The sequence below is a fragment of the Azospirillum halopraeferens DSM 3675 genome, assembly GCF_000429625.1.
GTDB lineage: Bacteria > Pseudomonadota > Alphaproteobacteria > Azospirillales > Azospirillaceae > Azospirillum > Azospirillum halopraeferens.
This window is the reverse complement of the sequence record NZ_AUCF01000012.1, coordinates 164,190-188,660: the sequence shown is the minus strand read 5'-3', so window position 1 is coordinate 188,660 and position 24,471 is coordinate 164,190. Positions and strand designations below refer to the sequence as shown.

The window sequence follows — 24,471 nt, the reverse complement described above, 5'->3', positions numbered from 1 at the left end:
GGCGAGGAATTTCCCACATGGACATCAAGAGCGCAGCCGTCATCGGCTCCGGCGTCATGGGCAGCGGCATCGCCGCCCATCTCGCCAACGCGGGCATCCCCGTCCTGCTCCTCGACATCGTGCCGCCGTCGGCCGGTGAGTCCGGCGACCGCTCGGCGGTGGCGAAGGCGGCGCTGGACCGCCTGCTGAAGGCGGAACCCGCCGCCTTCATGCACAAGCGCAACGCCCGGCTGGTTACCCCCGGCAACATTGAGGACGACCTGGGCGCGCTGGCCGGCGTCGACTGGATCATCGAGGCGGTGGTGGAGAACCCGGCCGTCAAGGCCGACCTCTACCGGCGCATCGACGCGGTGCGCAAGCCCGGTTCCGTCGTCTCGTCCAACACCTCCACCATCCCGCTGGCGGCGCTGGTGGACGGGCAGAGCGAGGCGTTCCGCCGCGATTTCCTGATCACCCATTTTTTCAACCCGCCCCGCTACATGCGCCTGCTGGAGCTGGTCACCGGCCCGGACACGCGGACCGATGCGGCCGACGCCCTGGCCGCCGTCTGTGACCGCCGCCTGGGCAAGGGGGTGGTGCGCTGCAACGACCGGTCGGGCTTCATCGCCAACCGCATCGGCACCTTCTGGATCCAGAGCGCCGTCAACGCCGCCATGGACCTGGGCCTGACGGTGGAGGAGGCGGACGCCATCGTCGGCCGCCCCATGGGCATTCCGAAGACCGGCGTGTTCGGCCTGATCGACCTGGTCGGGCTGGACCTGATGCCCTACATCGCGCGCTCCCTGCTGGCCACCCTGCCGCCGGACGACGCCTACCGGGCGCTGCACCGCGAGCCGGAGCTGTTCACCCGCATGATCGCCGAGGGCTTTACCGGCCGGAAGGGCAAGGGCGGCTTCTACCGCATCAACAAGGCCGGCGGCGGCAAGGTGAAGGAGGCCATCGACCTGGCGACCGGCGCCTACCGCCCGTCGGGCAAGGCGCAGCTTGCCAGCATCGACGCCGCCCGCGACGGGCTGCCGGCGCTGGTGGCGCACCCCGACAAGGGCGGCCGCTACGCCCGGCGGGTGCTGCTGGAGACCCTGTCCTACGCCGCCGGCCTGGTGCCGGAGATCGCCGGCGACATCGTCGCCGTCGATGAGGCCATGCGGCTGGGCTACAACTGGAAGCACGGCCCGTTCGAACTGATCGACCGGCTGGGCGCCGACTGGCTGGCCGCGGCCCTGGACGAGGCGGGGCAGCCGGTGCCCGACCTGCTGCGCCGGGCGACGGGGCGGAGCTTCTACCGGGTCACCGAAGGCCGGCTGCGGTATCTCACCGTGGACGGTGACCACGCCGAGGTGACGCGGCCCGAGGGCGTGCTGCTCCTCGCCGATGTCAAGCGCGCGACCAAGCCGGTCGCCCGCAACGCCTCGGCCAGCCTGTGGGACATCGGCGACGGCGTGCTGTGCCTGGAATTCACCAGCAAGATGAACGCGCTGGACACCGACATCATGGCCATGGCGGAACGCGCCGCCGGCCTGATCGGCGATGGCCGGGGGGCGTGGAAGGCGCTGGTCGTCCACAACGAGGGTGACAACTTCTCGGTCGGCGCCAACCTGGGGCTGGCCCTGTTCGCCCTCAACATCGCCCTGTGGCCGGAGATCGAGGCCATGGCGGAACGCGGGCAGCAGACCTACAAGGCGTTGAAATACGCGCCCTTCCCGGTGGTCGGCGCGCCGTCGGGCATGGCGCTGGGCGGCGGCTGCGAGATCCTGCTGCACTGCGACCACGTGCAGGCCCACACGGAAACCTACATGGGCCTGGTGGAGGTGGGCGTCGGCCTGCTGCCGGGCTGGGGCGGCTGCAAGGAGCTGCTGACCCGCCACATGGCCGACACCAAGCGGCCCGGCGGCCCCATGCCGGCCATCGCCGCGGCGTTCGAGACGATCTCCACCGCCAGGGTCGCCAAGTCGGCGTTCGAGGCCAGGGACCTGAAGTTCCTGCGTCCCGGCGACGGCATCACCATGAATCGCGACCGGCTGCTGGCCGACGCCAAGGCGAAGGCGCTGGAGCTGGCGGCCGGCTACACGCCGCCCGAACCGGTGGCCCTGCGGCTGCCCGGCCCCACGGCCCGGCTGGCGCTGGAACTGGCGGTGGAAGGCTTCCGCGCCACCGGCAAGGCGACGCCCCACGACGTGGTGGTCTCCGGGGCCGTCGCGACGGTCCTGTCGGGCGGTGACACGGACATCACCCGCGAACTGGGCGAGGACGACCTGCTGGCGCTCGAGCGGCGGCACTTCATGGCGCTGCTGCACACCCCCGGCACCGTGGCCCGGGTGGAGCACATGCTCACCACCGGCAAGCCGCTCCGCAACTGACGCACGACCCCATTCCGGGAGAGATCCATGCCCATCTACAAGGCGCCCCTCGACGACGTGCGCTTTCTGCTGACCGACCTCTTCGACGCCGGTGACCTCGCCACCCTGCCGGGCCACGAGGAGCACACCCCCGACCTGATCGACGCCGTCCTGACCGAAGGCGCCCGGCTGTGCGAGGAGCTGCTGCACCCCCTGAACCGCAGCGGCGACGAGGAGGGCTGCCACCTGGCCAACGGCGTGGTCACCACGCCCGGGGGCTTCCGGGAAGCCTACGCGGCCTACCGCGAGGGCGGCTGGACCGGCCTGTCCGCCGACCCCGCCTACGGCGGCCAGGGGCTGCCGCACACCGTGCAGTTCATCCTGGAGGAGTTCGTCTGCGCCGCCAACCTCAGCTTCGGCATGTATCCGGGGCTCAGCCACGGCGCCTACGCGGCGCTGCACCGCTGGGGTTCCCCGGCGCTGAAGGACCTTTACCTGCCGAAGATCGTCGACGGCACCTGGTCGGGCACCATGTGCCTGACCGAGCCGCACTGCGGCACCGACCTCGGTCTGCTGCGCACCCGCGCGGTGCCGCAGGACGACGGCAGCTACGCCATCACCGGCACCAAGATCTTCATCTCCGCCGGTGAGCATGACCTGACCGAGAACATCCTCCACCTGGTGCTGGCGCGCCTGCCGGACGCCCCGGCGGGGGTCAAGGGCATCTCGCTGTTCCTGGTGCCCAAGGTCCTGCCCGACGCCGACGGCCGGCCGGGTGCGCGCAACGGTGTCACCTGCGGTGCCATCGAGCACAAGATGGGCATCAAGGCGTCGTCGACCTGCGTCATGAACTTCGACGACGCGACCGGCTGGCTGATCGGCGAGCCCCACAAGGGCATGCGCGCCATGTTCACCATGATGAACTCGGCGCGCCTGGGCGTGGCGATCCAGGGGCTGGGCCTGGCGGAGGCCAGCTATCAGAACGCCGTGGCCTACGCCCGCGACCGCTTGCAGGGCCGTTCGGTGTCGGGGACGAAGGCGCCGGAGAAGGCGGCCGACCCCATCATCGTGCACCCCGACGTGCGCCGCAACCTGCTGACCATGCGCGCCTTCATCGAGGGAGCCCGCGCCCTGTCGGTGTGGGTGGGCATGGCCATCGACCGCGCCGAACGCCACCCCGATCCGGAGGCGCGGCAGGAGGCGGACGACCTCGTCGCTCTGCTGACCCCGGTGGTCAAGGCGTACTTCACCGACGCCGGGTTCGAGGCGACCAACCTCGGCCTCCAGGTCTTCGGCGGTCACGGCTACATCCGCGAGCACGGGATGGAGCAGTACGTCCGCGACGCCCGCATCGCCCAGATCTACGAAGGCGCCAACGGCATCCAGGCGCTGGACCTGGTGGGCCGCAAGATGCCGCAGCACATGGGCCGGCTGCTGCGCCGCTTCTTCCATCCCGTGGCGGCGTTCATCGCCGAAACCATGGACGACGACGCGCTGGCCGCCTTCGTGCCGCCGCTGGCCAAGGCGTTCGCCAAGCTCCAGCAGGCCACGGCGCTGATCGCGCAGAAGGGACAGAAGAACCCCGACGAGGCCGCAGCCGCGGCGTCCGACTATCTGCGCCTGTTCGCGCTGGTGGCGCTGGGCTTCATGTGGGCGCGCATGGCCCGCACCGCGCACGCCAGGCTGGCGGCCGGGGAGGGCGACGCCGCCTTCCTGACGATGAAGCTGAGGACCGGTCGCTTCTACATGGCGAAGCTGCTGCCGCAGACCGACGCCCTGTTCCGCACGATCCTCGCCGGCGCCGAGCCGCTCATGGACGTGGAGGCCGACGCCTTCTGATACCGGCGGCATGACCGGACGACGCGCCCGCCCCGGCTGCGGCCGGGGCGCAACGACAAGAATCGACCGATCAGAGCATCAATCGACATCGAGGGAGTGAACACGCAATGACGTTTGCCAACGCACCGTTCGGCCGTCTCCGGCGGCCCTTTCCGATCCGGGCCGCCCTGCTGGCCGGCGCCGCCCTGCTGGGTCCGGCGCTGGCCCAGCCGGCCGCGGCCCTGGATTTCAAGGTGGGGGACGCCACCGTCCATTTCGACACCACCCTGCAGGCGGGCGTGCAGGTGCGGGTGCAGGACCGCGACTGCCGCCTGATCGGCCGCGCCAACGGCGGCTGCGGCACGTCCATCAACGGCGACGACGGCAACCTCAACTATGATCCCGGCATCGTCTCTTCGCTGGTGCGGGCGACCCACGAGCTGTCGATCAAGCAGGACCGGTTCGGCGCCTTCGTCCGTGGCACCTATTTCTACGACTACACCAACGCCGAAACCGACCGGGAATTCCGGCCGCTCAGCACCGACGCGCGCAAGTACGTGGCGCGCGGCGGCGAGTTGCTGGACGCCTACGTCTTCGGCGGCTTCGACGCGGGCGGCCATCCGGTGGACGTGCGCGTCGGCAACCAGGTGCTGAGCTGGGGCGAGAGCACCTACATCCCCAACGGCATCAACATCATCAACCCCGTCAACGTGGCGGCCCTGCGTACGCCGGGCTCCGAACTGCGCCAGGCGTTCCTGCCGCTGCCCATCATCGACGTGCGGGTCGGCCTGACCGACACCTTCAGCATCGAAGGCTTCTACCAGGGGGCGTGGCGGCGCAACCGGCTGGAGCCGCCGGGCACCTACTTCAGCACCAACGATTTCATCGGCCCCGGCAGCGATCGCAGCGGCGCCTACATCGGCTACGGCCATCCGCTGGTGCCCGACAACCGGATCAGCACGCGCACCCCGGTGACGCCGTTCGGCTCCTACGTGCCCATGGCGCCGGACGACACGCCGCGCGACCACGGCCAGTTCGGCGTCGCCGCCCGCTATTTCGCCGAGGAGCTGAACAGCACCGAGCTGGGTCTCTACTTCATCAACTATCACAGCCGGTCGCCGGTGGTGTCGGGCCGCACCGGCGCGCTCGCGTCGGCGGTGCAGAGTGCCCGGCTCGCCGCCACGGGCAACTTCACCACCAACATCGTCGACTATGCCGAAACCGCCCGCGTCCGCCTGATCTTCCCGGAGAACATCAAGCTCTACGGCGCCAGCTTCAACACGCTGATCGGCGGCATGTCGCTGCAGGGCGAGGTGTCGTACCGCCGGGACCAGCCGATCCAGATCGACGACATCGAGCTGCTGCAGGCCGCGCTGGCCCCGGCCGTCGCCGCCACACAGGGCGGCTGCCTGACTGCCCCCGACAGCGCCACCTGCCGCGGCACGCTGGCGGCGCTGAACACCAACCAGATCCTGCGCGATAACCCGCTGACCCCGCGCAACCTGGTCAGCCGCTTCGACTCCGACGTCGAGGGCTACCGGCTGCACGACGTCGTCCAGGCGCAGATGTCGGCCACGCGGGTGTTCGGCTCGCTGTTCGGCGCCGACCAGTGGGTGCTGGTGGGCGAGGCGGGCTTCACCTACATCCGCAACATGCCCGACAGCAGCACGCTGCGCTACGACGGGCCCGGCACCACGGCCAGCGGCAACCCGCTGTTCCCCGGCACGACGCCGGCCACCACCCAATACGGCGGCTACGCCACGCCGTTCTCCTGGGGATACCGGGCGGTGGCGCGGTTCGACTACAACAACGTCTGGGGCGGGGTGAACCTGTCGCCCTCCATCAGCTTCGCCCACGACGTGAACGGCACCACGCCGAACCCGCTGGGGACCTTCGTGGAAGGCCGCAAGGCCGTCACCCTGGCGCTGGCCGCCACCTACCTGGAACGCTACCAGGCGGAACTGGCCTACACGACCTACTTCGGCGCCGGGGAACACAACCTCCTGCGCGACCGCGACTTCGTCTCCCTGGTCGCCAAGTACTCCTTCTGACCGCAGCCGACCGCCCTCGCAGGAGAATCCGATGCTGAAGACCTCCCTTGCCGCCGCCCTCCTGGCGGCGGGCATCGCCGCCGCGCCCGCATCCGTCCTCGCCACCGCCCCCGCCGATCAGGCGGCCCGCCTGGGCAAGGACCTGACGCCCTTCGGCGCCGAGGCGGCCGGCAACGCCGCCGGCACCATCCCCGCCTGGACCGGCGGCATCACCGGCGCGCCGGCGGGCTGGACGCCGGGCACCCCCTATGCCGATCCCTTCGCGGCCGACGCGCCGGTGACGACGATCACCGCCGCCAACGCCGACAAGCACGCCGACCGCCTGTCGCCGGGCCAGCTCGCCATGCTGAAGGCTTACCCGAACTGGAAGATCACCGTCTATCCCACGCGCCGCAGCTTCTCCGCGCCGCAGCGGGTCTATGACGCGGCGATCCGCAACGCCGCGACGGCCAGGCTGGTGGAAAACGGCAACGGCGTCACCGGCGCGTCGGCCGCGCCGCCGTTCCCCATCCCGGCCGACGGGCGCGAGGCGATCTGGAACCACCTGCTGCGCTGGCGGGCGCCGGCGCTGGAGCGGGTGATCGGCCAGGCCGCCCCCACGGAAGGCGGCGACTACACCATGGTCAACTTCCACGACAGCGTGTTCGTGCCCTACGGCATGCCGGGCGCCACGCCGGACACCATCGGCAACCGGGTGATCTACCTGCTTCAGCGCACCACCGCCCCGGCGCGCCTGGCCGGCCAGATCCTGCTGGCGCACGAGACGCTGAACCAGGTGGCGGAGCCGCGCGAGGTGTGGCTCTACAACCCCGGCCAGCGCCGCGTCCGCCGCGCCCCCAGCACCGCCTACGACAACCCCGGCACCGCTTCGGACGGGATGCGCACCACCGACCAGTTCGACATCTACAACGGCGCCATCGACCGCTACGACTGGACGCTGGTCGGCAAGAAGGAGATGTACATCCCCTACAACAACTACAAACTGGCCGGCGCCCGCGATTCCGTGAAGCCGCTGCACCTCAACCCCGATCTGCTGCGCTATGAGCTGCACCGGGTGTGGGTCGTCGAGGCGACGCTGAAGGGCAACGCGCAGCACATCTACGCCCGCCGGACCTTCTACATCGATGAGGATAGCTGGCAGATCGCGGTGGTCGACCAGTACGACGGCCGCGGCGCGCTGTGGCGGGTGTCGGAAGGCTACAGCATGAACCACTACGACGTGCCGGTGCACACCTACGCGGTGGAGACGCACTATGACCTCCAGGCCCGGCGCTATCTGGCCATCGGTGCGATCATTCCGAACTACTCGTACCGCTACGACGTCACCCTGAGCCCCAACGACTTCACCCCGGACGCCCTGCGCCGGGAAGGAACCCGCTGACCGCGGCGGGGAACGGGTCGGAAAGCAAGAAGGATCGGAGGGACGCGATGAAGCGGCGCAAGGGGCCGGCCGCCCCGGCAAAGGGACTGCCGGCAGCGGTGGTGGCGGCGGCGGTGGCCGGGGTGATGGCCGGGGTGATGGCGGTGTGGCCGGCGGCCCTGCCGGCGGCAGCGGCCGGGACGGCCGGGACGGCCGGGGCGGAGCCGTCCCGTCTGGCGGCGCGCTCGCTGCTGCTGGACGGCCGGGCGTTCGGCGAGCGGGTGGTGGCGGTGGGCGAGCGCGGCCACGTGGTGGTCTCCGCCGACGGCGGCGCCACCTGGACGCAAGGGGCGGTGCCGACCCGCTTCACCCTGACGGCCGTCAGCTTCGCGGACGAGCGCACCGGCTGGGCGGTCGGCCACGGCGGCGTCATCCTTCGCACCGCCGACGGCGGCGCCTCCTGGACCCTCCGGCACCGCAGCGACGGGGAGGGGGCGCCGCTCCTGGACGTCCACGCCCTGGACGCCCGCCGGGTGGTGGCGGTCGGCGCCTACGGGGCGGTGCTGGTCACCGATGACGGCGGCGCCACCTGGACCGACGTCCGGGCCGACGGGGACGACGTGCACCTCAACGCCCTGCTGCCGCTGCGCGACGGCCGGCTGCTGCTGGTGGGCGAGGCGGGCACGGTGCGGGTGTCCGCCGACGGCGGCCGGCGCTTCGAGGACCTGCCGTCGCCCTACGAGGGGTCGCTGTTCGGCGCCGTTCAGGCGCCGGACGGCGGCATCCTGGTGTTCGGCCTGCGCGGTCATCTGTTCCGCTCCGACGACGGCGGAACGCGCTGGCGGCGGGTGGAGACGGGGGTCACGGCGTCGCTGACGGGCGGCGCGGTGCGCGCCGACGCCACCATCGTGCTGGCCGGGCTGGCGGGGACGGTGCTGACCAGCCGCGACGGCGGGCGCAGCGTGCGCGCCACAGTCCTGCCCGACCGCACCGCCTTCGCCGGGGTGGTGGAGACCGGCAGCGGCCGGCTGCTGCTGCTGGGCGAGGACGGCGTGCGCCGGACCGGCGGGGAGATCGCGCCATGACCCGCTTCATCGGACGTCTGGAGCGTCTGGTCTTCGACAACCGCCCCCTGGTGCTGGCGCTGTTCGCCCTGGCCACCCTGGGGCTGGGCTACGCCACCACGCTGCTGCGGGTCGACGCCGGCTTCGAGAAGCTGGTGCCGGTCCGGCACGAGTACATGCAAACCTATTTCGACCACCCCTCCTTCGGCGGCGCCAACCGGCTGCTGATCGCCCTGGAGGCCCGGCAGGGCGACATCTTCACGCCGGCCTTCTTCACCGCCCTGAAGGCGGCCACCGACGAGGTGCATTTCCTGCCCGGCGTGGACCGGCCGAGCGTGACGTCCCTGTTCACGCCCAACGTCCGCTACACCGAGATCGTCGAGGACGGCTTCGCCGGCGGCAACGTGGTGCCGGCCGATTTCACCCTGACGCCGGAAGGGCTGGCGGTGGTGCGCGACAACGCCATCAAGGGCGGCCACGTCGGGCGCCTGGTGGCCAACGACTTCTCCGCCGCCCTGGTGACGGCGCAGCTCATGGAGCGCGACCCCGAGACGGGGGAACGGCTCGACTACCTCAAGGTCGCCGAACTGCTGGAAAGCCGCATCCGCTCCCTGGAGAGCGAGGCGGTGGCGGTGCGCATCATCGGCTTCGCCAAGGCCACCGGCGACATCGCCGCCGGGGCGCGGGGCGTGGTGATGTTCTTCGGCATCACGCTGGTGATCTCGGCGGTGATGGTCTACCTCTTCGCCCATTCGGTGAAGCTGGCGCTGCTGCCGCTCGCCTGCTCGGCCGTCGCCGTGGTGTGGCAGGCGGGGCTGCTGGCCGTCATGGGGTTCGGCATCGACCCCATGTCCATCCTGGTTCCCTTCCTGGTCTTCGCCATCGGCGTCAGCCACGGCGTGCAGATGGTCAACGCCGTCGGCGCCGAGGTCTTCGACGGCAAGGACCGGGAGGAGGCGGCGCGCACCGCCTTCCGGCGGCTGATGCTGCCCGGTGCGGTGGCGCTGCTGTGCGACGCCGTCGGCTTCCTGGCGGTCCTGCTGATCGAGATCCGCATCATCCAGGAACTGGCCATCGCCGCGTCGGTGGGGGTGGGCGTGGTGATCGTCACCAATCTGATCCTGCTGCCGGTGCTGCTGTCCTACACCCCGCTGCCGCGCGGTTATTCCGACCGCATCCACCGCGCCGCCGCCTTCAAGGAGCCGATGTGGCGCTTCATGGCGGTCGCCGCCGACCGGCGGGTCGCCGCCGTCCTGCTGGCGGGGGCGGTGGTGCTGGCCGGGTGGGGGGTCATGGAGGGACGCAACCTGACCATCGGCGACACCGACGCCGGGGTTCCCGAACTGCGCCCCGACAGCCGCTACAACCGCGACACCGCCTTCATCGTCTCCGCCTTCGACCTGGGTGTCGACGTGCTGACGGTGATCGTGGAGACCAAGCCGGAGGGGTGCGTCGACCCCGCGGTCATGGACACGGTGGACCGCCTCGACTGGCGCATGCGCAACGTGGAGGGCGTGCAGACCACGCTGTCGCTGCCGCGGGTGGCGCGCACCATCGCCGCCGGCTTCAACGAGGGCAACCCGAAATGGCGGGAGCTGCCGCGCTCGGCGTCGCTGCTGGTCTCCGCGGTGGCGCCGGTCAACACCGGCACGGGGCTGCTGAACGCCGACTGCTCGGTCATGCCGGTGATGGTGTTCACGGCCGACCACAAGGCGGAGACGATCACGCGCGTCACCGACGCGGTCAAGGCGTTCGCCGCGGAGAACGCGGACGCGCCGGTCCGCCTGCGCCTGGCCACCGGCAACGTCGGCGTGATGGCCGCCACCAACGAGGCGGTGAAGAGCGCCAAGACCGAGATGCTTGTGCTGGTCTACGCGGTGGTGGCGGGCATGTGCCTGCTCACCTTCCGTTCCCTGCGCGCCACCGTCTGCGTCTGCCTGCCGCTGCTGCTGGTGACGGTGCTGTCCAACGCGGTGATGAGCCTGCTGGGCATCGGCCTGAAGGTGTCGACCCTGCCGGTGGAGGCGCTGGGGGTGGGCATCGGCGTCGATTACGGCATCTACATCTTCAGCCGCATGCAGGGTTACCTGCGCGAGGGCCGGCCGCTGGGCGACGCCTATCTCCAGACCCTGCGCGAGACGGGGAACGCCGTGCTGTTCACCGGCCTGACCCTGGCGGTGGGGGTGGCGACCTGGGTGTTCTCGGCCCTGAAGTTCCAGGCGGACATGGGGCTGATGCTGGGTTTCTTCTTCCTGGTGAGCATGCTGAGCACGCTCCTGCTGACGCCGGCGCTGGCCTCCTGGCTGTGGCCGCGGGCGGCGGCGGCCCCGGCCTGCCGCGTGCCGGCGAGGGCCTGAGGCCATGGGCGCGCTGACCTCCCTCGGGATCGGCCCGAAGATCACCGCCGCGGGCATGGCCATCCTGGTCTTCCTGGTGCTGATCGGCGCCGTCGGCTTCGACGCCCTGTCGCGCGCCGGGGACCGGTTCACCGTCTATGCCACCCTGGCCAACCGGACCAACGACCTGGGCGATATCCAGGCGGACATGCTGGAAGCGCAACTCCACGCCAAGGCGTTCCTGCTGACCGGCCGTGCCGGGGAAGCCGCGGCCATGGAGGGGCGCACCGCCGGGGCGCTGCGCCGGATCGGCGAGGCGCTGGACCGCATCGCCGATCCGGCGGTGCGCGACGCGGCGGCGGCCATGCGCGACGCCCTGACCGAACACCGCGCGGTGTTCGGCCGTGTCACCGCGTTCCACGACGCCCGCGAAGCCGCCGTTGCCGGCCTGGCGGATGTCGGCGCGCGCATGGAGGCGGCGCTGGGCCACATCATGGACGACGCCTACGACGACGGCGACACCGAGGCCGCCTACCTCGCGGGCATGACCGCCCGCCGCTTCCTGTCGGCGCGCATCCTCACCATGAGTGTCCTCACCGACGGCCGGGCGGAAAACGTCAACGGCACGCGCCGGGCCTTGCAGTCCGTGCGCGATTACGCCCGCACCCTCAAGGCCGACCGGGAGGATCCCGGACGGCGCGAGACCGCCGACGCGTTCCTGGCCATGCTGGACGACTACGCCGCCGGGTTCGAGGCTGCGGTGGAGGCGACGGAGCAGCGCGACGCCCTGGTGGACACGGCGCTGAACCCGCTGGGCGCCGCCGTCGCCGATCGGGCCGAGGCCATGAAGCGGGACAGCCTGGACGCGCAGACGGCGCTGGGCCTGCGGGCCGCGGCCGACACCGGGGACGCGCGCACCACCATGGCCCGGGCGTCGCTGGCCGGCGTCGCCCTGGGTCTGGTCACCGCGGTGCTCGTCGGCCGCAGCCTGTCGCGCCCGGTGGTGTCGATGACCGACGCCATGACCCGTCTCGCCGCCGGCGACCGGGACGTGGCGGTGCCGGGGCTGGAGCGCGGCGACGAGATCGGCGGCATGGCCCGGGCGGTGCAGGTGTTCCGGGACGGTCTGGTGCGCGCCGACGCCCTGGCGGCCGCGCAGGTGGCGGAACAGGCCGCCCGCCGGGCGCGCAGCGAGCGCATCGAGGGGCTTGCCCGCGCCTTCGACCGGCAGGTGAAGGAGACGCTGGGCCGCGTTGCCGCCGCCGCCGGACAGTTGCAGGCCACCGCCGGCGACATGGCGCAGACCGCCGAGCGGACGGCGCGGCGCGCCGACGCGGTGGCCTCGGCCTCGGCCCACGCCACCGGCAACGTCCAATCCGCCGCCCGGGCGACGGGAGAGCTGTCCGAAGCCATCGCCGGCATCGGCGCCAGCGCCGCGCGGTCCGCCGCCATCGCCGGCGAGGCGGTGGCGACCGCGGCGCGCACGGACGAGACGGTGCGCGGCCTCGTCGAGGCGGCGCAGCGCATCGGCGAGGTGGTGAACCTGATCAACGCCATCGCCAGCCGCACCAACCTGCTGGCGCTCAACGCCTCCATCGAGGCGGCGCGCGCCGGCGAGGCCGGCCGGGGCTTCGCGGTGGTGGCCGGCGAGGTCAAGAGTCTGGCCGGCCAGACCGCCAGGGCCACCGGCGAGATCGCCGCCCACGTCGGCAGCATCCGGAAGGTCAGCCGGGAAACGGCCGAGGCGATCACCGCCATCGGCACCATCATCGCCGGCATCAACGACATCTCCACCGCCATCGCGGCGACGGTGGACCGGCAGGGGGAGGCGACGCGGGACATCGCCGACAACGTGCGCGAGGCGGCGCAGGGAACGCGGGAGGTGTCGGACACCATCGCCGACGTCACCGCCGCCGCCGCCGCGGCCGGTGACGCGTCGCGCCGGGTGCTGGACTCCTCCGTCGGCCTGTCGCGGGAGGCGGATGCCCTGCGCGACGTCGTGGCGCGCTTCATTGCCGACGTGGAGGCGGCCTGACCGTGTACGGCCCTCCCCCGGCTCCGGCGGGGGAGGGCGGGGGCGGGGTTTCGCCGGGAGGCGGCGGTTGCGCGCTCAGCCTTCCCCGTCGCCGGCGGCCTCGCGCTGCTCGCAGTCGGCCAGCCGCCGCCGGGCGTCGTTCTCCATCTCCCGCAGGTCCTTCAGCGCCTCGTCCACCTCGACGCGCATGCGTTCCAGCGCCTCGATGCGGCGGCGGATCTTGTTCAGGCCGTCGCGGTACTGTTCGGGATTGGGGGTATCCGGGCGGTAGTGGGAGAGGTATTCCCTGATCTCTTCGAGCGAAAATCCCAGCCGGCGGAACTTCAGGATCAAGATCAACCGCGCACGATCGCGGTAATCGAAAACACGGGCCGTGCCGGCGCGCTGGGGACTGAGGAGACCTTTTTCCTCATAGAAACGGAGGGCTTGAGGCGTTAGCGAAAACTCCTTAGCCAATTCGGATACGCTATAGAGTTTATTCTGGTCGCGCAAGGCACACCTCCGTTCCCGGGCACGATAGGACGACAGGTGTCGCAGCGTCAATGTCGGGTGCGGCTCAACGCCGGCTGTTGTCCTGGCGCAACAGGCGGTCGATCAGGACCGTGCGCACGGGTTCGGCGGGGAAGCGGGCGTTGACGCCCGTGCGCAGGGCTGCCGCCGCCGCCGCGGGCTCCACGGCCGGTCCGTCGAAGGCGCCGTTGCGGGCCAGGTCGAACAGGGTCTCCAGGACCGCGCTGCGGACGTGAGGCAGGCGCCGGCGGACCAGCGCGGCGTCGTCGCCGTTCGCGGTTTCCAGGGTCATCTGCGTCAGGATGAAGGCCGCCGTCTGCCCCTGCACCAGCACGGGCACGACGAACTGGCCGGCGTCGACGTAATGCGGGCCGGAGGAGTCGGCCGGATCGGCGGCGACCCCGGCGGCCGGTGCGGAGGCGGCCATGGCCAGTTCGGCCCGCCCGGCGCCGTAGCCGGCGGCGAAGGCGACCCCGGCCGCCACCGCGAACAGGACGAACGCGTTCATGACACTTCCCCTTGGCTGGCGGCCGATACGGCCGGCTCAGAACGGCAGGATGACGTCCAGCACCTGCTGGCCGTAGCGCGGCTGCTGCACGTCGGTGATCTGGCCGCGCCCGCCGTAGGTGATGCGCGCCTCGCCGATCTTGTCGTAGTCGATGGTGTTGGCGTTGGAGATGTCCTCCGGCCGCAGGACGCCGGCGATGCGCAGTTCGCGCAGTTCGTAGTTCACCCGCACCTCCTGCCGGCCGGCGATGACGAAGTTGCCGTTGGGCAGCACCTGGGTGACGAAGGCGGCGACGCGCATGGCGATGCGCTCGTTGCGCTGGATCGAACCGTTGCCGCTGGAGGTGCTGGAGCTGTCGAGGTCGACCAGGCTGGTGGGGTCCACCGCGTCGGGCAGCACCGCCGACAGCCGGCTTTCCAACCCGAAGAAGTTGGTCGCCCCGAACCCCTCGGCGTTGGTGCGGCCGCGCTGGGTGCGGTTCTGGAGCTGCGCCTGGTCGGAGATGTTGATGATCACCGTCAGCAGGTCGCCCACCCCCTTGGCCCGCGGGTCGCGGAAGAAGTCGCGCGAGCCGGTCCGCCACAGGGAGCTGGGGATCTGTTCCGCCACCACCGGCTGCGGCATGGGCATGGAGATGACCCGCGCCTCCGGTTGCAGGGCCGGATTGGAAATCTCCGACAGGGACGGCGGCGAACCGATGTCCGACAGGCGGGAGCATCCGGTGGTGGCGAGGGCCAGGATCACCAGGGGCAGGATGGGCGGACGCCGCATGGCGGGGCTCCGAGTCACGGAAGGGGGGAGGCGGTCATCGTCCCGGCCGGGCCGGGAACGCGGGGACCGTTGACCGACACGGTCTCCGCCCCGGTGATGGTGCCGGTGACCACGGCGTTGCTGGCGATGTTCATGACGCGCACCAGATCGCCGACGCCGCCGTCCTGAAGGGCGCGGCCGCGGGCGGCCAGAATCAGCGCGCCATCCTCGTAGACCAGGGTGACCGGGCGGTTGCGCTGCACCACGATGGGGGCGCCGACCGATCCCGTGCGGATCAGGCGGCCGGCCGCCATCTGCCGGCGCGGCGACAGGCCGACCAGCGAATCCGCGTCGGTGACGAAGCCGCCGCCCAGCCGGTCCAGCGGCATGCGGACCAGCGCCAGGTCGGAGGCGGCGATGATCTCGCCGGGGGCGATGCGGCGCACGGGGACCGGCACCTCCACCTCGACCGCGACCTGTCCGGCCAGTTCCACCAGCCGCCCGGCGCTGCTGACCAGCGCCCGGAAGCTGCCGTTGCGCGGGTCGTAGGCGAACTCGCGCACCGCCTCCGCTACCCCGTCGAAGGGCCGGCCCAGCGTCACCGTCACCGCCGCACCGGCGGGGACGGCCGCGCCCAGGGTGTCGCGCAGCTCCTCGGCCAGCAGGTTTTCGACGGGGCCGGCGGCGGCCGGCCCGGCCAGCAGCAGCGCCAGGCCGAACAGGGCCGCCGGAACCGCGGGGCGGCGGTGGCGCGGGCGGGGCGGGCGGGGGCGGGGTGTCACGGCGATCACCGCATGTTGGTCAGGGTGGACGCCATCTGGTCGCCGGCCTCCACGACCTTGGCGTTCATCTCGTAGGCGCGCTGGGCGGCGATCAGCTCGGTGATCTCCTGCACCACGTTGACGTTGGACGATTCCAGGTACTTCTGGCGGATGGTGCCGAACCCCGCCTGGCCGGCGATGCCATCCTGCGGCTCGCCCGAGGCGGGGGTGGCGCGGAACAGGTTGTCGCCCAGCGCCTCCAGTCCGGATTCGTTGACGAAGACGGTCATGGCGAGCTGACCCTGGTTGAGCGGCTGCGCCTCCCCCTCCACATAGGCGAAGACCTCGCCGGAGCGGTTGATGACCACCTCGCGGGTGCCCTGGGGAACGGTGATGCCCGGCGCCACGGTGTAACCGTCGGCGGTGACGATCGTCCCTTCGGGCGACAGCTTGAAGCTGCCGGCGCGGGTGTAAACGGTGTCGCCGCCGGGCTGGGTGACGTTGAAGTAGCCGCGCCCCTCGATCGCCACGTCCAGTTCGTTGCCGGTGGACGCCAGGCTGCCGACGGTGTTGATGCGGTTGACCGAGGCGGGGCGCACGCCCAGCCCCACCTCGATGCCCGTGGGGATGATCGTGCCGGTGTCGGTGGACTGGCTGCCCTGGCGCCGCTCGGACTGGTACATCAGGTCCTGGAACTCGGCGCGGGCCCGCTTGTAGGCCGTCGTGTTGATGTTGGCGATGTTGTTGGAGATCACCTCGACGTTCAACTGCTGCGCCATCATGCCGGTCGACGCGATGCTGAGCACGCGCATGCTCGATACTCCTTACTGGGATTTGCCGAGGCGGCTGATGGCGGTGCGCAGCAGGTCCTGGCCCTCCTCCATCATCTTGGTCACCGCCTGATAATCGCGGGTCAGTTCCATCAGGCGGGTGACCTCCACCACGCCCTGGATGTTGGAGCGCTCCACCTTGCCCTGGACCAGGCGGGTGTCGCGATCGGGGATCGCGTCCCCGTCGTCGGCCGCCCGGAACAGCAGGTCGCCCATCTGCTCCAGCGCCTGCGGATTCTCGAACCGCACCACGCCCAGCCGGGCGATGACGTCGCCGTCGGCCGACACCAGCCCGTCGGCGGAGATGGTGACGGTGCTGTAGTCGGCGTCGATGACCACGGGCCGCCCGCCGTCGTCCAGCACCGGGTGGCCGCCGGCGCTGACGATCTGCCCATCGGCGTCGCGCCGCATGCGGCCGTCGCGGGTGTAGCGCAGCCCGTCAGGCGTCTGCACCGTCAGCAGCCCCTCGCCGTCCAGCGCCACGTCGAACGGGTTGCCGGTTTCCGAAAAGGCGCCGGGGCGCAGGTCGATGTAGGTGGCGCGGTCGATGGTGAAGGCGATGCGGTCGGTGGGCTTCGTGCCGCCCGCCTCCATTGCGGTTTCGAACAGGTTGCGCTGGCCGCGGAATCCGACCGTGTTCATGTTGGCGATGTTGTTGGCGACCACATCGAGCTGCCGCCGCAGCGCCACCTGTCGCGACAAGCCGATGTAAAGCTGGTTCTCCATCGCGCGGGACCTCTGGATTTGAACGCGGCCTTAATCTGGACGATGCAGTTTAAAGCCGGGTTTCAACTTCGGCCGAAGGAACTGTGCCGTGCCGTTCTTTCGATTCATTCGCGCATGATTTCGATAAAATTCAGGATGACTGCGATGCTTCGGCGCAAAGAGCTTGCCATGACCGTTGCCTCCGGCCTTACCCTGGCCGTGCTGGCGGTCCCGTCGCCCGGCCGGACGGAGGCACCGCCGGTCGCCCAGCTCGGCGATCACGCGGGCTTTTCGCGGCTGGTGGTGCGGGTGCCGGACGGGGCCATGCCCGTGGCCGTTCCCGGCGCCTGCACGGTGCGGCTGGAGCGCGACACGGCGACGGACTGGCCGCTGGAGACGCTGACCGCCGCCCACGCGTCCCGCCTGTCCGGCTTCGAAATTCTGGACGACGGGCGCACGCTGGCGGCGGCCATTCCCTGCGGCGCCCGGGTGACGGCGATCCGGGAACGCCGGCTGCTGATCGTTGACGTCGCGGAACCGCCCGTTCCCGGCCGCAAGCCGCGCCCGCTGACGCGCCCGGCGTGGGAGTCGCAGGTGGTCGCCCTGTCCCCGGCACCCGCCGCACCCGTGCTCCTGCACGCCGAACCACCGGCCCCCGCTCCGGCCCCCGCTCCGGTGCCGGCTCCGGAGACCGCGGATCTCGCGGCGGCCATCCGCGCCGACGTGGAGCGGGCGGCACGGCAACTCGATACCGTTCCCGAAGCGGCCCCGGCGCCGTCCCCGCCGTCCCCCTCCGCTCCGCCTCCCGCTCCCCCTCCCGCCGCCGTGGCTCCGCCCGCCGACCCGCCCATCGGCCCGATGGACCTGGCGGCGTGGGCGGGGGAGGACTTCGCGGCCACCCGCGCCACCCTTCAGGCGGCGATGGCCGACGCCACCGGGCGGGCGCGGGCCGACGCGTTCATCGCCATGGCGCGCTTCGCGCTGGCCCGCGCGCTGGCGGAGGAGGGACGGGCGACCCTGGAGGCGGCGGCGGCCCTGGACCCGGCACCCGACCAGCGCTACGCGCTGCGCGTGCTGGATGACGCCTTCCGTGCCCTCGGACGGACCGCCGATCCGGAGGCCAGCCTGTTCGTCCGCATCGCCCCCGGCACCGCCCCCGACCATCAGGTGTGGCGCAGCGCCACCCTGGCCCCCACCCGCTGGGCGGCGGCGCGCGAGGGTCTGCCGATCGCCCTGAAGCGTCTGCTCGACTACCCGCCCGACCTGCGCAGCCGCTTGCTGACGCTGCTGGCGGAGGCGGCCGACGGCGCGCGCGACAGCGATTCGCTGAACCTGATCGTGCTGGGCATGATCACGGTGGACGGGCCGGGCGCGGCGGACGGTCATCTCGATTATTTCCGCGGCCGGCTGGCGGAACTGCGGGACACGCCGGCGGCGGCCATCGACCATTACGCGCGCGCCGCCGCCGGGCGCGACGGACCCTACGCGCGCCGCGCCGAGGTGCGGGCGGTGGACCTCCGGCGGCGCACCGGCGCGCTGGACGACGACGGGACCATCGCGGAGCTGGAGGCCCTGCGCTTCGGCTGGCGCGGCGACGCGGTGGAGATCGACGCTCTGGCGGCGCTGGGCAGCGCCTACGCCCGCAGCGGCCGCACCGATTCGGCCCTCGACACCTTCGGCCTGCTGGGGCGGCGCTTCGGCTCCACCGCCGCCGGGCGCGACGCGCTGGCCGCCGGCCGCGACCTGCTGTCCGTCGTGCTCGACCGGTTGGAGCGGGAGGAGCCCGGCGGTCTCCACGCCCTGGCGCTTCAGGCCCGCCACGGCCGCCTGGTGGCCATGGCCGACGACGGCGACGCCACCCTGCGCCGGCGTCTGGCGGACGCGCTGGCCCGCGACGGCTTCACCCTGGAAGCGTCGCGCATCCTGCGGGCGCTGACCGAGGAGGCGGAGGGTCCCCGGCGCTCCGCCCTGGGGGCGGCGCTGGCCCGCACGCTGATCGACACCGGCCATGGTGCCGAGGCGCTGGAGGCGCTGCACCGCACCGGGACGACCGACCTGGACGCCGACCTGGCGGTGCGGCGCACCTTGCTGCGGGCCGAGGCGCTGATCGACCTGGGGGAGACGGTGCGCGCGCTTGACGCCCTGAACGGGGTGCCGGGGCCCGAGGCGGCGCGCCTGCGCGCCCGCAGCCTGTTCGACACCGGCGAATGGGCGGCGGCCCGCGCCGCCTACGCCGCGCTGGTGGGGGAGGGCGGCACCCCCGCGGCGGCGGACGTGGCGCTGCTGGGACTCAGCGCCCACCTCGCCGGCGATGACGCCGCCGTGCGCGACCTCGCCGCCCGCCACGGCGCCCGCCTGGAGGGCACGCGGTGGAGCGGCCTGCTCGACGCCCTGGCGCCGCCGGCCGCGCCGACCGGCCGCCCGATCGGGGCGGAGGAGGTGGCCCGCCAGCTTGCCGCCGCCGCGGCACTCGACCGGCTGGCCGGCCGCTGGCGGCTCACCGCCGAACCGTAAAGCCCCTTTAAACGCCGACGGCTAGCGTGCGCCATGGCGCTGCGTGCGAGCGGCCGCCGGCGAAGCCGTCCCGGAGGATGAAGCATGCGTCTAATGTTCGGTCTGATTGCGGTGTTCGCCAGCGTGCTCGGCGGCTTCTGGGCGATGGGAGGGCGGATGGGCGTGCTGTGGCAGCCCGTCGAGATCCTGATCATCATCGGGGCCGGCTGCGGCGGCTACATCATCGCCAACACCCCGACCGTGCTGCGCGAAACCGGGCGCACGGTCGGCGCCATCGCCCGGGGGCGGCGGACAACGAAGAACGACTATCTCGACGTCATCGCCCTGGTCTACGGCCTGCTGCGCGTCGCCAAGTCCAAGGGCATGTCGCAGATCGAGGCGGACATCGACCGGCCGCAGGACAGCCCCCTGTTCACCCAGTATCCCAACGTGCTGCGCCACGAGCGCTGCATCACCTTCCTGTGCGACTACCTGCGCCTGGTGGCTTTGGGGCAGGACAACCCGCACGACATGGAATCCCTGATGAACGAGGAGCTGGACACCCTGGGGCGGGAACTGAACCAGGTGCCCAAGGCGTTGCAGAATCTGGCCGACGCCCTGCCGGCCCTGGGCATCGTGGCGGCCGTGCTCGGCGTCATCAACGCCATGGGCTCCATCAGCGAGTCGCCGGAGGTGTTGGGCCACATGATCGGCGGCGCGCTGACCGGAACCTTCCTCGGCGTCCTGCTGTCCTACGGCGCCGTCGGCCCCATCGCCTCGGCCGCCCGCCAGCGCCGGGAGTCCGAGCTGAACCTCTACATCTGCATCAAGGCCGCGCTCTGCGCCCATCTGCGGGGCTGCCCGCCGCAGGTGTGCGCCGAGTTCGCGCGCAAGGTGCTCTACACCGACATTCAGCCCAGCCTCGCCGAAGTCGAGGTCGCCACCACCCTGTCCTCGCAGGCCAAGGGCCGCGAGGCGCGCCAGGCGGCGTGACCGGCCATGGCCCGCAAGTCCGCCGCCGTCCCGATCATCGTCCGGCGCCACATCCTCGCCCATGACGAGGAGGAGCACAACGGGACCTGGAAGCTGGCCTACGCCGACTTCGTCACGGCGATGATGGCCTTCTTCCTGGTGATGTGGCTGCTGAACATCACCACCGTCGAACAGCGCAAGGGGATCGCCGACTACTTCAACCCGGTGGCGGTGTCGCAGAGCAACTCCGGCGCCGACGGCATGCTCGCCGGACGCTCCGTCGACAGCCGGGGGTCGCTGACGACGCCCAACGCGGACGGCAACGAGGCCAGCCCCGTGGCGTCGCCGCCGGTCGTCGCCTCGGTGGGCGACAGCGACCGTGCCCCGGCCGGTCGCAAGGACCCGATGCCCCATCCCGAGGGCGCCCGCACGCCCCCGCGTGAGCCGGGATCCGCCGTCGACCTGCTGGGTGCGGCGGGCGCGGCGGCCGCGCCGGCTCCCGCGGCCGCGGCCGGGGGGCAGCCCGCGGCGGTCGTGACGCGGGCCGAGCTGGAGGCGCTGCTGGACCACCGCTCCGCCGCCATCCACGAACAGGCGGCCCTCGACCGGCTGGAGCGCGAACTGCGCGAGCGGGTCGCCGCCTCGCCCGACCTCAGCGCGCTGGCCGGCGGCGTCCTCGTCCAGCAGGTGCCGGAGGGGTTGCGGGTGCAGCTCACCGACCAGACGCGCGCCTCCCTGTTCCAGGTCGGCTCGGCCCGGATGAACGAGGCCGGGCAGCGGCTGATGGGGCTCATCGCCTCGGCCCTGGCCGGCGTCGCGAATCCGGTGACCATCACCGGGCACACCGACGGGCTGGCCTACGCCGACGCGTCGCGGTACGGCAACTGGGAACTGTCCAGCGACCGCGCCAACGCGGCGCGGCGGGCGCTGATCGCCGGCGGCATTCCCGGCAACCGCATCGTGCGGGTGGAAGGCCGCGCCGACCTGGACCACCTGGTGCCCGACTCCCCCCTCGATCCCGGCAACCGGCGCATCAGCATCACCTTGCTGCGCCGCCCGCCGGATTGACGGCGGCGCACAATTGCCAAAGGAATTCGGCCGGTTTTTTAGGTAAACCGGCCGTTTTTCTTTTAATGCGCCTTTAAAAGCACTCCCCTACCGTCGGCCTCGACAGTCGTTCGTGGAGAAGCCCGGCACGGCTCGCCGCCTTTCCGTTTGCAGGATGACCAGAGGATTCCACGATGAGCCTGTACAGCGCCATGCGGTCGGGGGTGAGCGGGATGTCCGCGCAAAGCTCGCGGCTGGCCGCCATCTCGGACAACATCAGCAACTCCGCGACCGTCGGGTACAAGCGCACGACGGTGGATTTCTCGACCATGGTGACGTCGCCCGGCAGCACCGGCACCTATTCCGCCGGCGGCGTGCGCTCCAGCGTGCGCTACCAGATGCTGGAAGACGGGGTGATCCAGTCCTCCACCTCCGCCACCGACCTGGCCCTGGACGGCCGCGGCTTCTTCGTCGTGGCGGGCGGCACGGGGGCGGGGACCCAGTACGGACTGACGCGGGCGGGCAGCTTCTCCACCGACGACGCCGGCTTTCTGCGCAACGCCGCCGGCCAGTATCTCCAGGCGTGGAAGCTGAACCCCGACGGCACCCTGCCGGCGGTCAACGCTTCCGCCTTCGGCGACCTGGTGCCGGTGAACGTCGGCAACCTGGTCTACGGCGGCAGCGCCACCACGGAGATGGTCTTCTCCGGCAACCTGCCGGCGCAGGCCACCGCCGGGACCACGTTCACCACGTCGCCGACCTTCTACGACGGCCTCGGCAACCCGCTGGCCGTCGAGATGACGTGGACGATGGACGTGAAGCCGGACTCGACGGTTCCGACCAACGGCGTCTGGACGGTGGCGGTCACCGCACCTCCCAACTACACCGTCACGCCGGCGAACGCGACCCTGACGTTTGCCTCGACCGGGCCCTACGCCGGTCTGCCCATCGACGGGGCCGGCCTGCCGCTCAACCCGATGCCCTCCTTCACGGTGTCCTCGGGCGGGGCGACGCCGACCTCCTTCACCGTCGGCATGGACAACGTCACCCAGCTCAACGGGGACTATGTGCCCAAGGTGATCGGCGACGGGGCGCCGGTCGGGCGCGTCACCACGGTCGACATCGACTCCTCCGGCGTGCTGTGGGCGCTCTACAACAACGGCGCCCGGCAGGCGCTGTACCAGATCCCCGTCGCCGACGTGATGAACCCGTCGGGGCTGGTGGCGCAGGACGGCAACACTTTCACGCTGGGGCCGTCGTCGGGCCAGCTCACCCTGTCGCGGGGCGGCACCGGTGCGGTGGGATCGGTGGTCGGCTGGGCGCTGGAACAGTCCAACGTCGACATCGCCAACGAACTGGTGTCGCTGATCGAAACCCAGCGTGCCTACTCGTCGAGCGCCACCATCGTGCGCACCGCCGACGAGATGGTCGACGAAACCAACCGCCTGAAGCGCTGAGCCCGGACGCGAGGAGAGCCCGACCATGAGCGTCCAACTGGCCTTGTCCTCCGCCGCCTCCGGCCTGCGCAGCGCGCAGCAGCAGGCCGCGGTCGCCTCGCACAACATCGCCAACGCCACCACCCCCGGCTACGTCGGCCGCTCCGCCGAGCTGACGTCGGCGGCGCTGGCCGGCCGCGGCGCCGGCGTGCGGGTCAGCGCCATCACCCGCGGCGTCGACGAACTGCTGATCCGCGATGCCCGCCACGCGCAGAGCCTCTACGCCGCGCAGGAGGCCCGCGCCTCGGCCCTGGCCGACTACGCCCTGGTGCTGGGCCAGCCGCAGGACGAGCGGTCGGTGTCGACCCGGCTGTCGCAGCTCCGGCAGGCGTTCGACCGGCTCTACGACATGCCCAACGACGCCGCCGCGCAGAACGCCGTGGTGGCCGGCGCCTCGGCGCTGGTGGGAAGCCTGCACGCCGCCGCCGACACGGCGCGCGCGGTGCAGACCGACGCCCGCGACCGTCTGGCCGACGCGATCGGCGTGGTCAACGCAGCGCTCCACCGGGTGAGCGAACTCAACGGCGCCATCGCCTCGCTGGACGCCAGGGGCGGCGACACCGGCGATCTGCGCGACGAGCGCGACCGCCTGATCGACCGCATCTCCGACGAGATCGGCATCCGCACCTACAGCCGCGACGACGGCCAGGTGGTGGTGATGACCCGCAACGGCCAGACCCTGCTGGACCGGCCGCTGACGCCGGGTGAGACGCCGCTGACGCTGGTCGGCACGACGCTCGCTGTGAACGGGACCGCCATCGCCGGGGGCGTGCCCCCCGCCGATCACGCCACCGAGATCCAGAGCGGGCGGATCATGGGCTACGTCCAGACCGCCTATCAGGACATGCCGCGGGCGCTGGCGCAGCTCGACGAACTCGCCGGCGGCATCGCCGGCCTGTTCCAGGCGGCGGAATCCGGACCGGGGACCGGGCTCTTCGGCTACACCGGCACGCCCGATCCGGCGACGCCGGGCGACCGGGTGTCGCGCCTGCAGGTCAACGACATCGTGCTGACCGAGCCGTGGCGCGTCCAGAGCGGCGTCACCGCGGCGGCTCCGCTGGAACCCGGCGACCGGACGCAGATCGCCGCCTACGTCAACGTCTTCAGGACGTCCATCGCGTACACCGCCCCGGACCTGCCGTCGTCGGCCACCATCGGTGATTTCGCCACGGCGCTGGTGTCGGTCCAGCACGGCTACCGCACCACGGCGGAGGCGGAGATGAGCAGCCGCCGCATCGGCGCCGACGCCCTGCAGAACGCCCGCATCAACCGCGACGGCGTGAACCTGGACGACGAGATGCAGAAGCTGCTGCTGATCGAGCAGAGCTACGGCGCCAGCGCCCAGGTGATCCAGGTGGCGGCGCGCATGCTCGACATCCTGCTCCAGATCAAGGCCTGA

Annotated in this window: 18 protein-coding genes; 12 read left to right on the top strand and 6 right to left on the bottom strand. The window is 71.8% G+C overall.

Going from position 1 to position 24,471, the window contains the following annotated elements; all coding sequences use genetic code 11:
- Positions 1–17 precede the first annotated feature (17 nt).
- From G472_RS0113480 to G472_RS0113450, 7 genes are all read left to right on the top strand, one after another.
- Positions 18–2,357: a 3-hydroxyacyl-CoA dehydrogenase/enoyl-CoA hydratase family protein gene (locus tag G472_RS0113480; RefSeq protein ID WP_029008829.1), complete on the top strand. Its 2,340-nt coding sequence runs from the start codon at positions 18–20 to the stop codon at positions 2,355–2,357.
- 27 nt (positions 2,358–2,384) lie between these two features.
- Positions 2,385–4,175, top strand: a complete 1,791-nt coding sequence (locus G472_RS0113475) for an acyl-CoA dehydrogenase C-terminal domain-containing protein (RefSeq protein WP_029008828.1) — start codon at positions 2,385–2,387, stop codon at positions 4,173–4,175.
- Between the two features lie 107 nt (positions 4,176–4,282).
- Positions 4,283–6,205 (top strand): DUF1302 domain-containing protein, encoded by a 1,923-nt coding sequence (locus tag G472_RS33020; RefSeq protein WP_051340777.1) that lies wholly within the window; start codon positions 4,283–4,285, stop codon positions 6,203–6,205.
- 31 nt (positions 6,206–6,236) lie between these two features.
- The gene (locus tag G472_RS0113465) at positions 6,237–7,586 is read left to right on the top strand and encodes a DUF1329 domain-containing protein (RefSeq protein ID WP_029008827.1); all 1,350 of its coding nucleotides are present in this window, start codon (positions 6,237–6,239) and stop codon (positions 7,584–7,586) included.
- A 47-nt stretch (positions 7,587–7,633) separates the two neighbouring features.
- On the top strand, positions 7,634–8,650 hold the full coding sequence (locus G472_RS0113460; RefSeq protein ID WP_156927113.1) for a WD40/YVTN/BNR-like repeat-containing protein: 1,017 nt from the start codon (positions 7,634–7,636) through the stop codon (positions 8,648–8,650).
- A complete protein-coding gene (locus G472_RS0113455) occupies positions 8,647–10,986 on the top strand; it encodes an efflux RND transporter permease subunit (protein ID WP_029008825.1) in 2,340 nt (779 codons plus the stop codon). The genes G472_RS0113460 and G472_RS0113455 overlap by 4 nt, the downstream gene beginning before the upstream one ends.
- Before the next feature lie 4 nt (positions 10,987–10,990).
- Positions 10,991–13,000: a methyl-accepting chemotaxis protein gene (locus G472_RS0113450; protein ID WP_029008824.1), complete on the top strand. Its 2,010-nt coding sequence runs from the start codon at positions 10,991–10,993 to the stop codon at positions 12,998–13,000.
- A 75-nt stretch (positions 13,001–13,075) separates the two neighbouring features.
- Here the strand turns inward: G472_RS0113450 and G472_RS0113445 are convergent, their stop codons facing one another.
- From G472_RS0113445 to flgF, 6 genes are all read right to left on the bottom strand, one after another.
- Complete coding sequence (locus G472_RS0113445) at positions 13,076–13,456, bottom strand: MerR family transcriptional regulator (RefSeq protein WP_245593484.1); 381 nt, start codon at positions 13,454–13,456, stop codon at positions 13,076–13,078.
- Positions 13,457–13,556: 100 nt separating this feature from the next.
- Positions 13,557–14,018 (bottom strand): flagellar basal body-associated FliL family protein, encoded by a 462-nt coding sequence (locus G472_RS0113440; protein WP_029008822.1) that lies wholly within the window; start codon positions 14,016–14,018, stop codon positions 13,557–13,559.
- Positions 14,019–14,054: 36 nt separating this feature from the next.
- The gene (flgH, locus tag G472_RS0113435) at positions 14,055–14,789 is read right to left on the bottom strand and encodes a flagellar basal body L-ring protein FlgH (protein ID WP_029008821.1); all 735 of its coding nucleotides are present in this window, start codon (positions 14,787–14,789) and stop codon (positions 14,055–14,057) included.
- Between the two features lie 14 nt (positions 14,790–14,803).
- Positions 14,804–15,550, bottom strand: coding sequence for a flagellar basal body P-ring formation chaperone FlgA (gene flgA / locus G472_RS33015; RefSeq protein WP_084536628.1), 747 nt, complete (start codon positions 15,548–15,550; stop codon positions 14,804–14,806).
- Between the two features lie 5 nt (positions 15,551–15,555).
- Positions 15,556–16,341: a flagellar basal-body rod protein FlgG gene (gene flgG / locus G472_RS0113425; RefSeq protein ID WP_029008820.1), complete on the bottom strand. Its 786-nt coding sequence runs from the start codon at positions 16,339–16,341 to the stop codon at positions 15,556–15,558.
- 12 nt (positions 16,342–16,353) lie between these two features.
- On the bottom strand, positions 16,354–17,085 hold the full coding sequence (gene flgF / locus G472_RS0113420; protein ID WP_029008819.1) for a flagellar basal-body rod protein FlgF: 732 nt from the start codon (positions 17,083–17,085) through the stop codon (positions 16,354–16,356).
- A gap of 168 nt (positions 17,086–17,253) precedes the next feature.
- Between flgF and G472_RS40575 the strand changes: the two genes are divergently transcribed.
- The 5 genes from G472_RS40575 (at position 17,254) to flgK (ending at position 24,471) form a co-directional block, all read left to right on the top strand.
- Positions 17,254–19,578 carry a hypothetical protein gene (locus G472_RS40575; protein ID WP_281173336.1) on the top strand — a complete coding sequence of 775 codons (2,325 nt, stop codon included), beginning with the start codon at positions 17,254–17,256 and terminating at the stop codon, positions 19,576–19,578.
- A gap of 84 nt (positions 19,579–19,662) precedes the next feature.
- Entirely contained in the window at positions 19,663–20,550 is an 888-nt protein-coding gene (motA, locus tag G472_RS0113410) for a flagellar motor stator protein MotA (RefSeq protein WP_029008817.1), read from the top strand.
- 6 nt (positions 20,551–20,556) lie between these two features.
- Positions 20,557–21,597 (top strand): flagellar motor protein MotB, encoded by a 1,041-nt coding sequence (locus tag G472_RS0113405; protein ID WP_029008816.1) that lies wholly within the window; start codon positions 20,557–20,559, stop codon positions 21,595–21,597.
- 173 nt (positions 21,598–21,770) lie between these two features.
- On the top strand, positions 21,771–23,033 hold the full coding sequence (locus G472_RS0113400) for a flagellar hook protein FlgE (RefSeq protein ID WP_029008815.1): 1,263 nt from the start codon (positions 21,771–21,773) through the stop codon (positions 23,031–23,033).
- Between the two features lie 25 nt (positions 23,034–23,058).
- Complete coding sequence (flgK, locus tag G472_RS0113395) at positions 23,059–24,471, top strand: flagellar hook-associated protein FlgK (RefSeq protein ID WP_029008814.1); 1,413 nt, start codon at positions 23,059–23,061, stop codon at positions 24,469–24,471.

Coding starts and splice junctions, on each gene's coding strand:
- G472_RS0113480 (WP_029008829.1), top strand. CDS start 18: ATGGACATCAAGAGCGCAGCCGTCATCGGCTCCGGCGTCATGGGCAGC.
- G472_RS0113475 (WP_029008828.1), top strand. CDS start 2,385: ATGCCCATCTACAAGGCGCCCCTCGACGACGTGCGCTTTCTGCTGACC.
- G472_RS33020 (WP_051340777.1), top strand. CDS start 4,283: ATGACGTTTGCCAACGCACCGTTCGGCCGTCTCCGGCGGCCCTTTCCG.
- G472_RS0113465 (WP_029008827.1), top strand. CDS start 6,237: ATGCTGAAGACCTCCCTTGCCGCCGCCCTCCTGGCGGCGGGCATCGCC.
- G472_RS0113460 (WP_156927113.1), top strand. CDS start 7,634: ATGAAGCGGCGCAAGGGGCCGGCCGCCCCGGCAAAGGGACTGCCGGCA.
- G472_RS0113455 (WP_029008825.1), top strand. CDS start 8,647: ATGACCCGCTTCATCGGACGTCTGGAGCGTCTGGTCTTCGACAACCGC.
- G472_RS0113450 (WP_029008824.1), top strand. CDS start 10,991: ATGGGCGCGCTGACCTCCCTCGGGATCGGCCCGAAGATCACCGCCGCG.
- G472_RS0113440 (WP_029008822.1), bottom strand. CDS start 14,018: ATGAACGCGTTCGTCCTGTTCGCGGTGGCGGCCGGGGTCGCCTTCGCC.
- flgH (WP_029008821.1), bottom strand. CDS start 14,789: ATGCGGCGTCCGCCCATCCTGCCCCTGGTGATCCTGGCCCTCGCCACC.
- flgG (WP_029008820.1), bottom strand. CDS start 16,341: ATGCGCGTGCTCAGCATCGCGTCGACCGGCATGATGGCGCAGCAGTTG.
- flgF (WP_029008819.1), bottom strand. CDS start 17,085: ATGGAGAACCAGCTTTACATCGGCTTGTCGCGACAGGTGGCGCTGCGG.
- G472_RS40575 (WP_281173336.1), top strand. CDS start 17,254: ATGACCGTTGCCTCCGGCCTTACCCTGGCCGTGCTGGCGGTCCCGTCG.
- motA (WP_029008817.1), top strand. CDS start 19,663: ATGCGTCTAATGTTCGGTCTGATTGCGGTGTTCGCCAGCGTGCTCGGC.
- G472_RS0113405 (WP_029008816.1), top strand. CDS start 20,557: ATGGCCCGCAAGTCCGCCGCCGTCCCGATCATCGTCCGGCGCCACATC.
- G472_RS0113400 (WP_029008815.1), top strand. CDS start 21,771: ATGAGCCTGTACAGCGCCATGCGGTCGGGGGTGAGCGGGATGTCCGCG.
- flgK (WP_029008814.1), top strand. CDS start 23,059: ATGAGCGTCCAACTGGCCTTGTCCTCCGCCGCCTCCGGCCTGCGCAGC.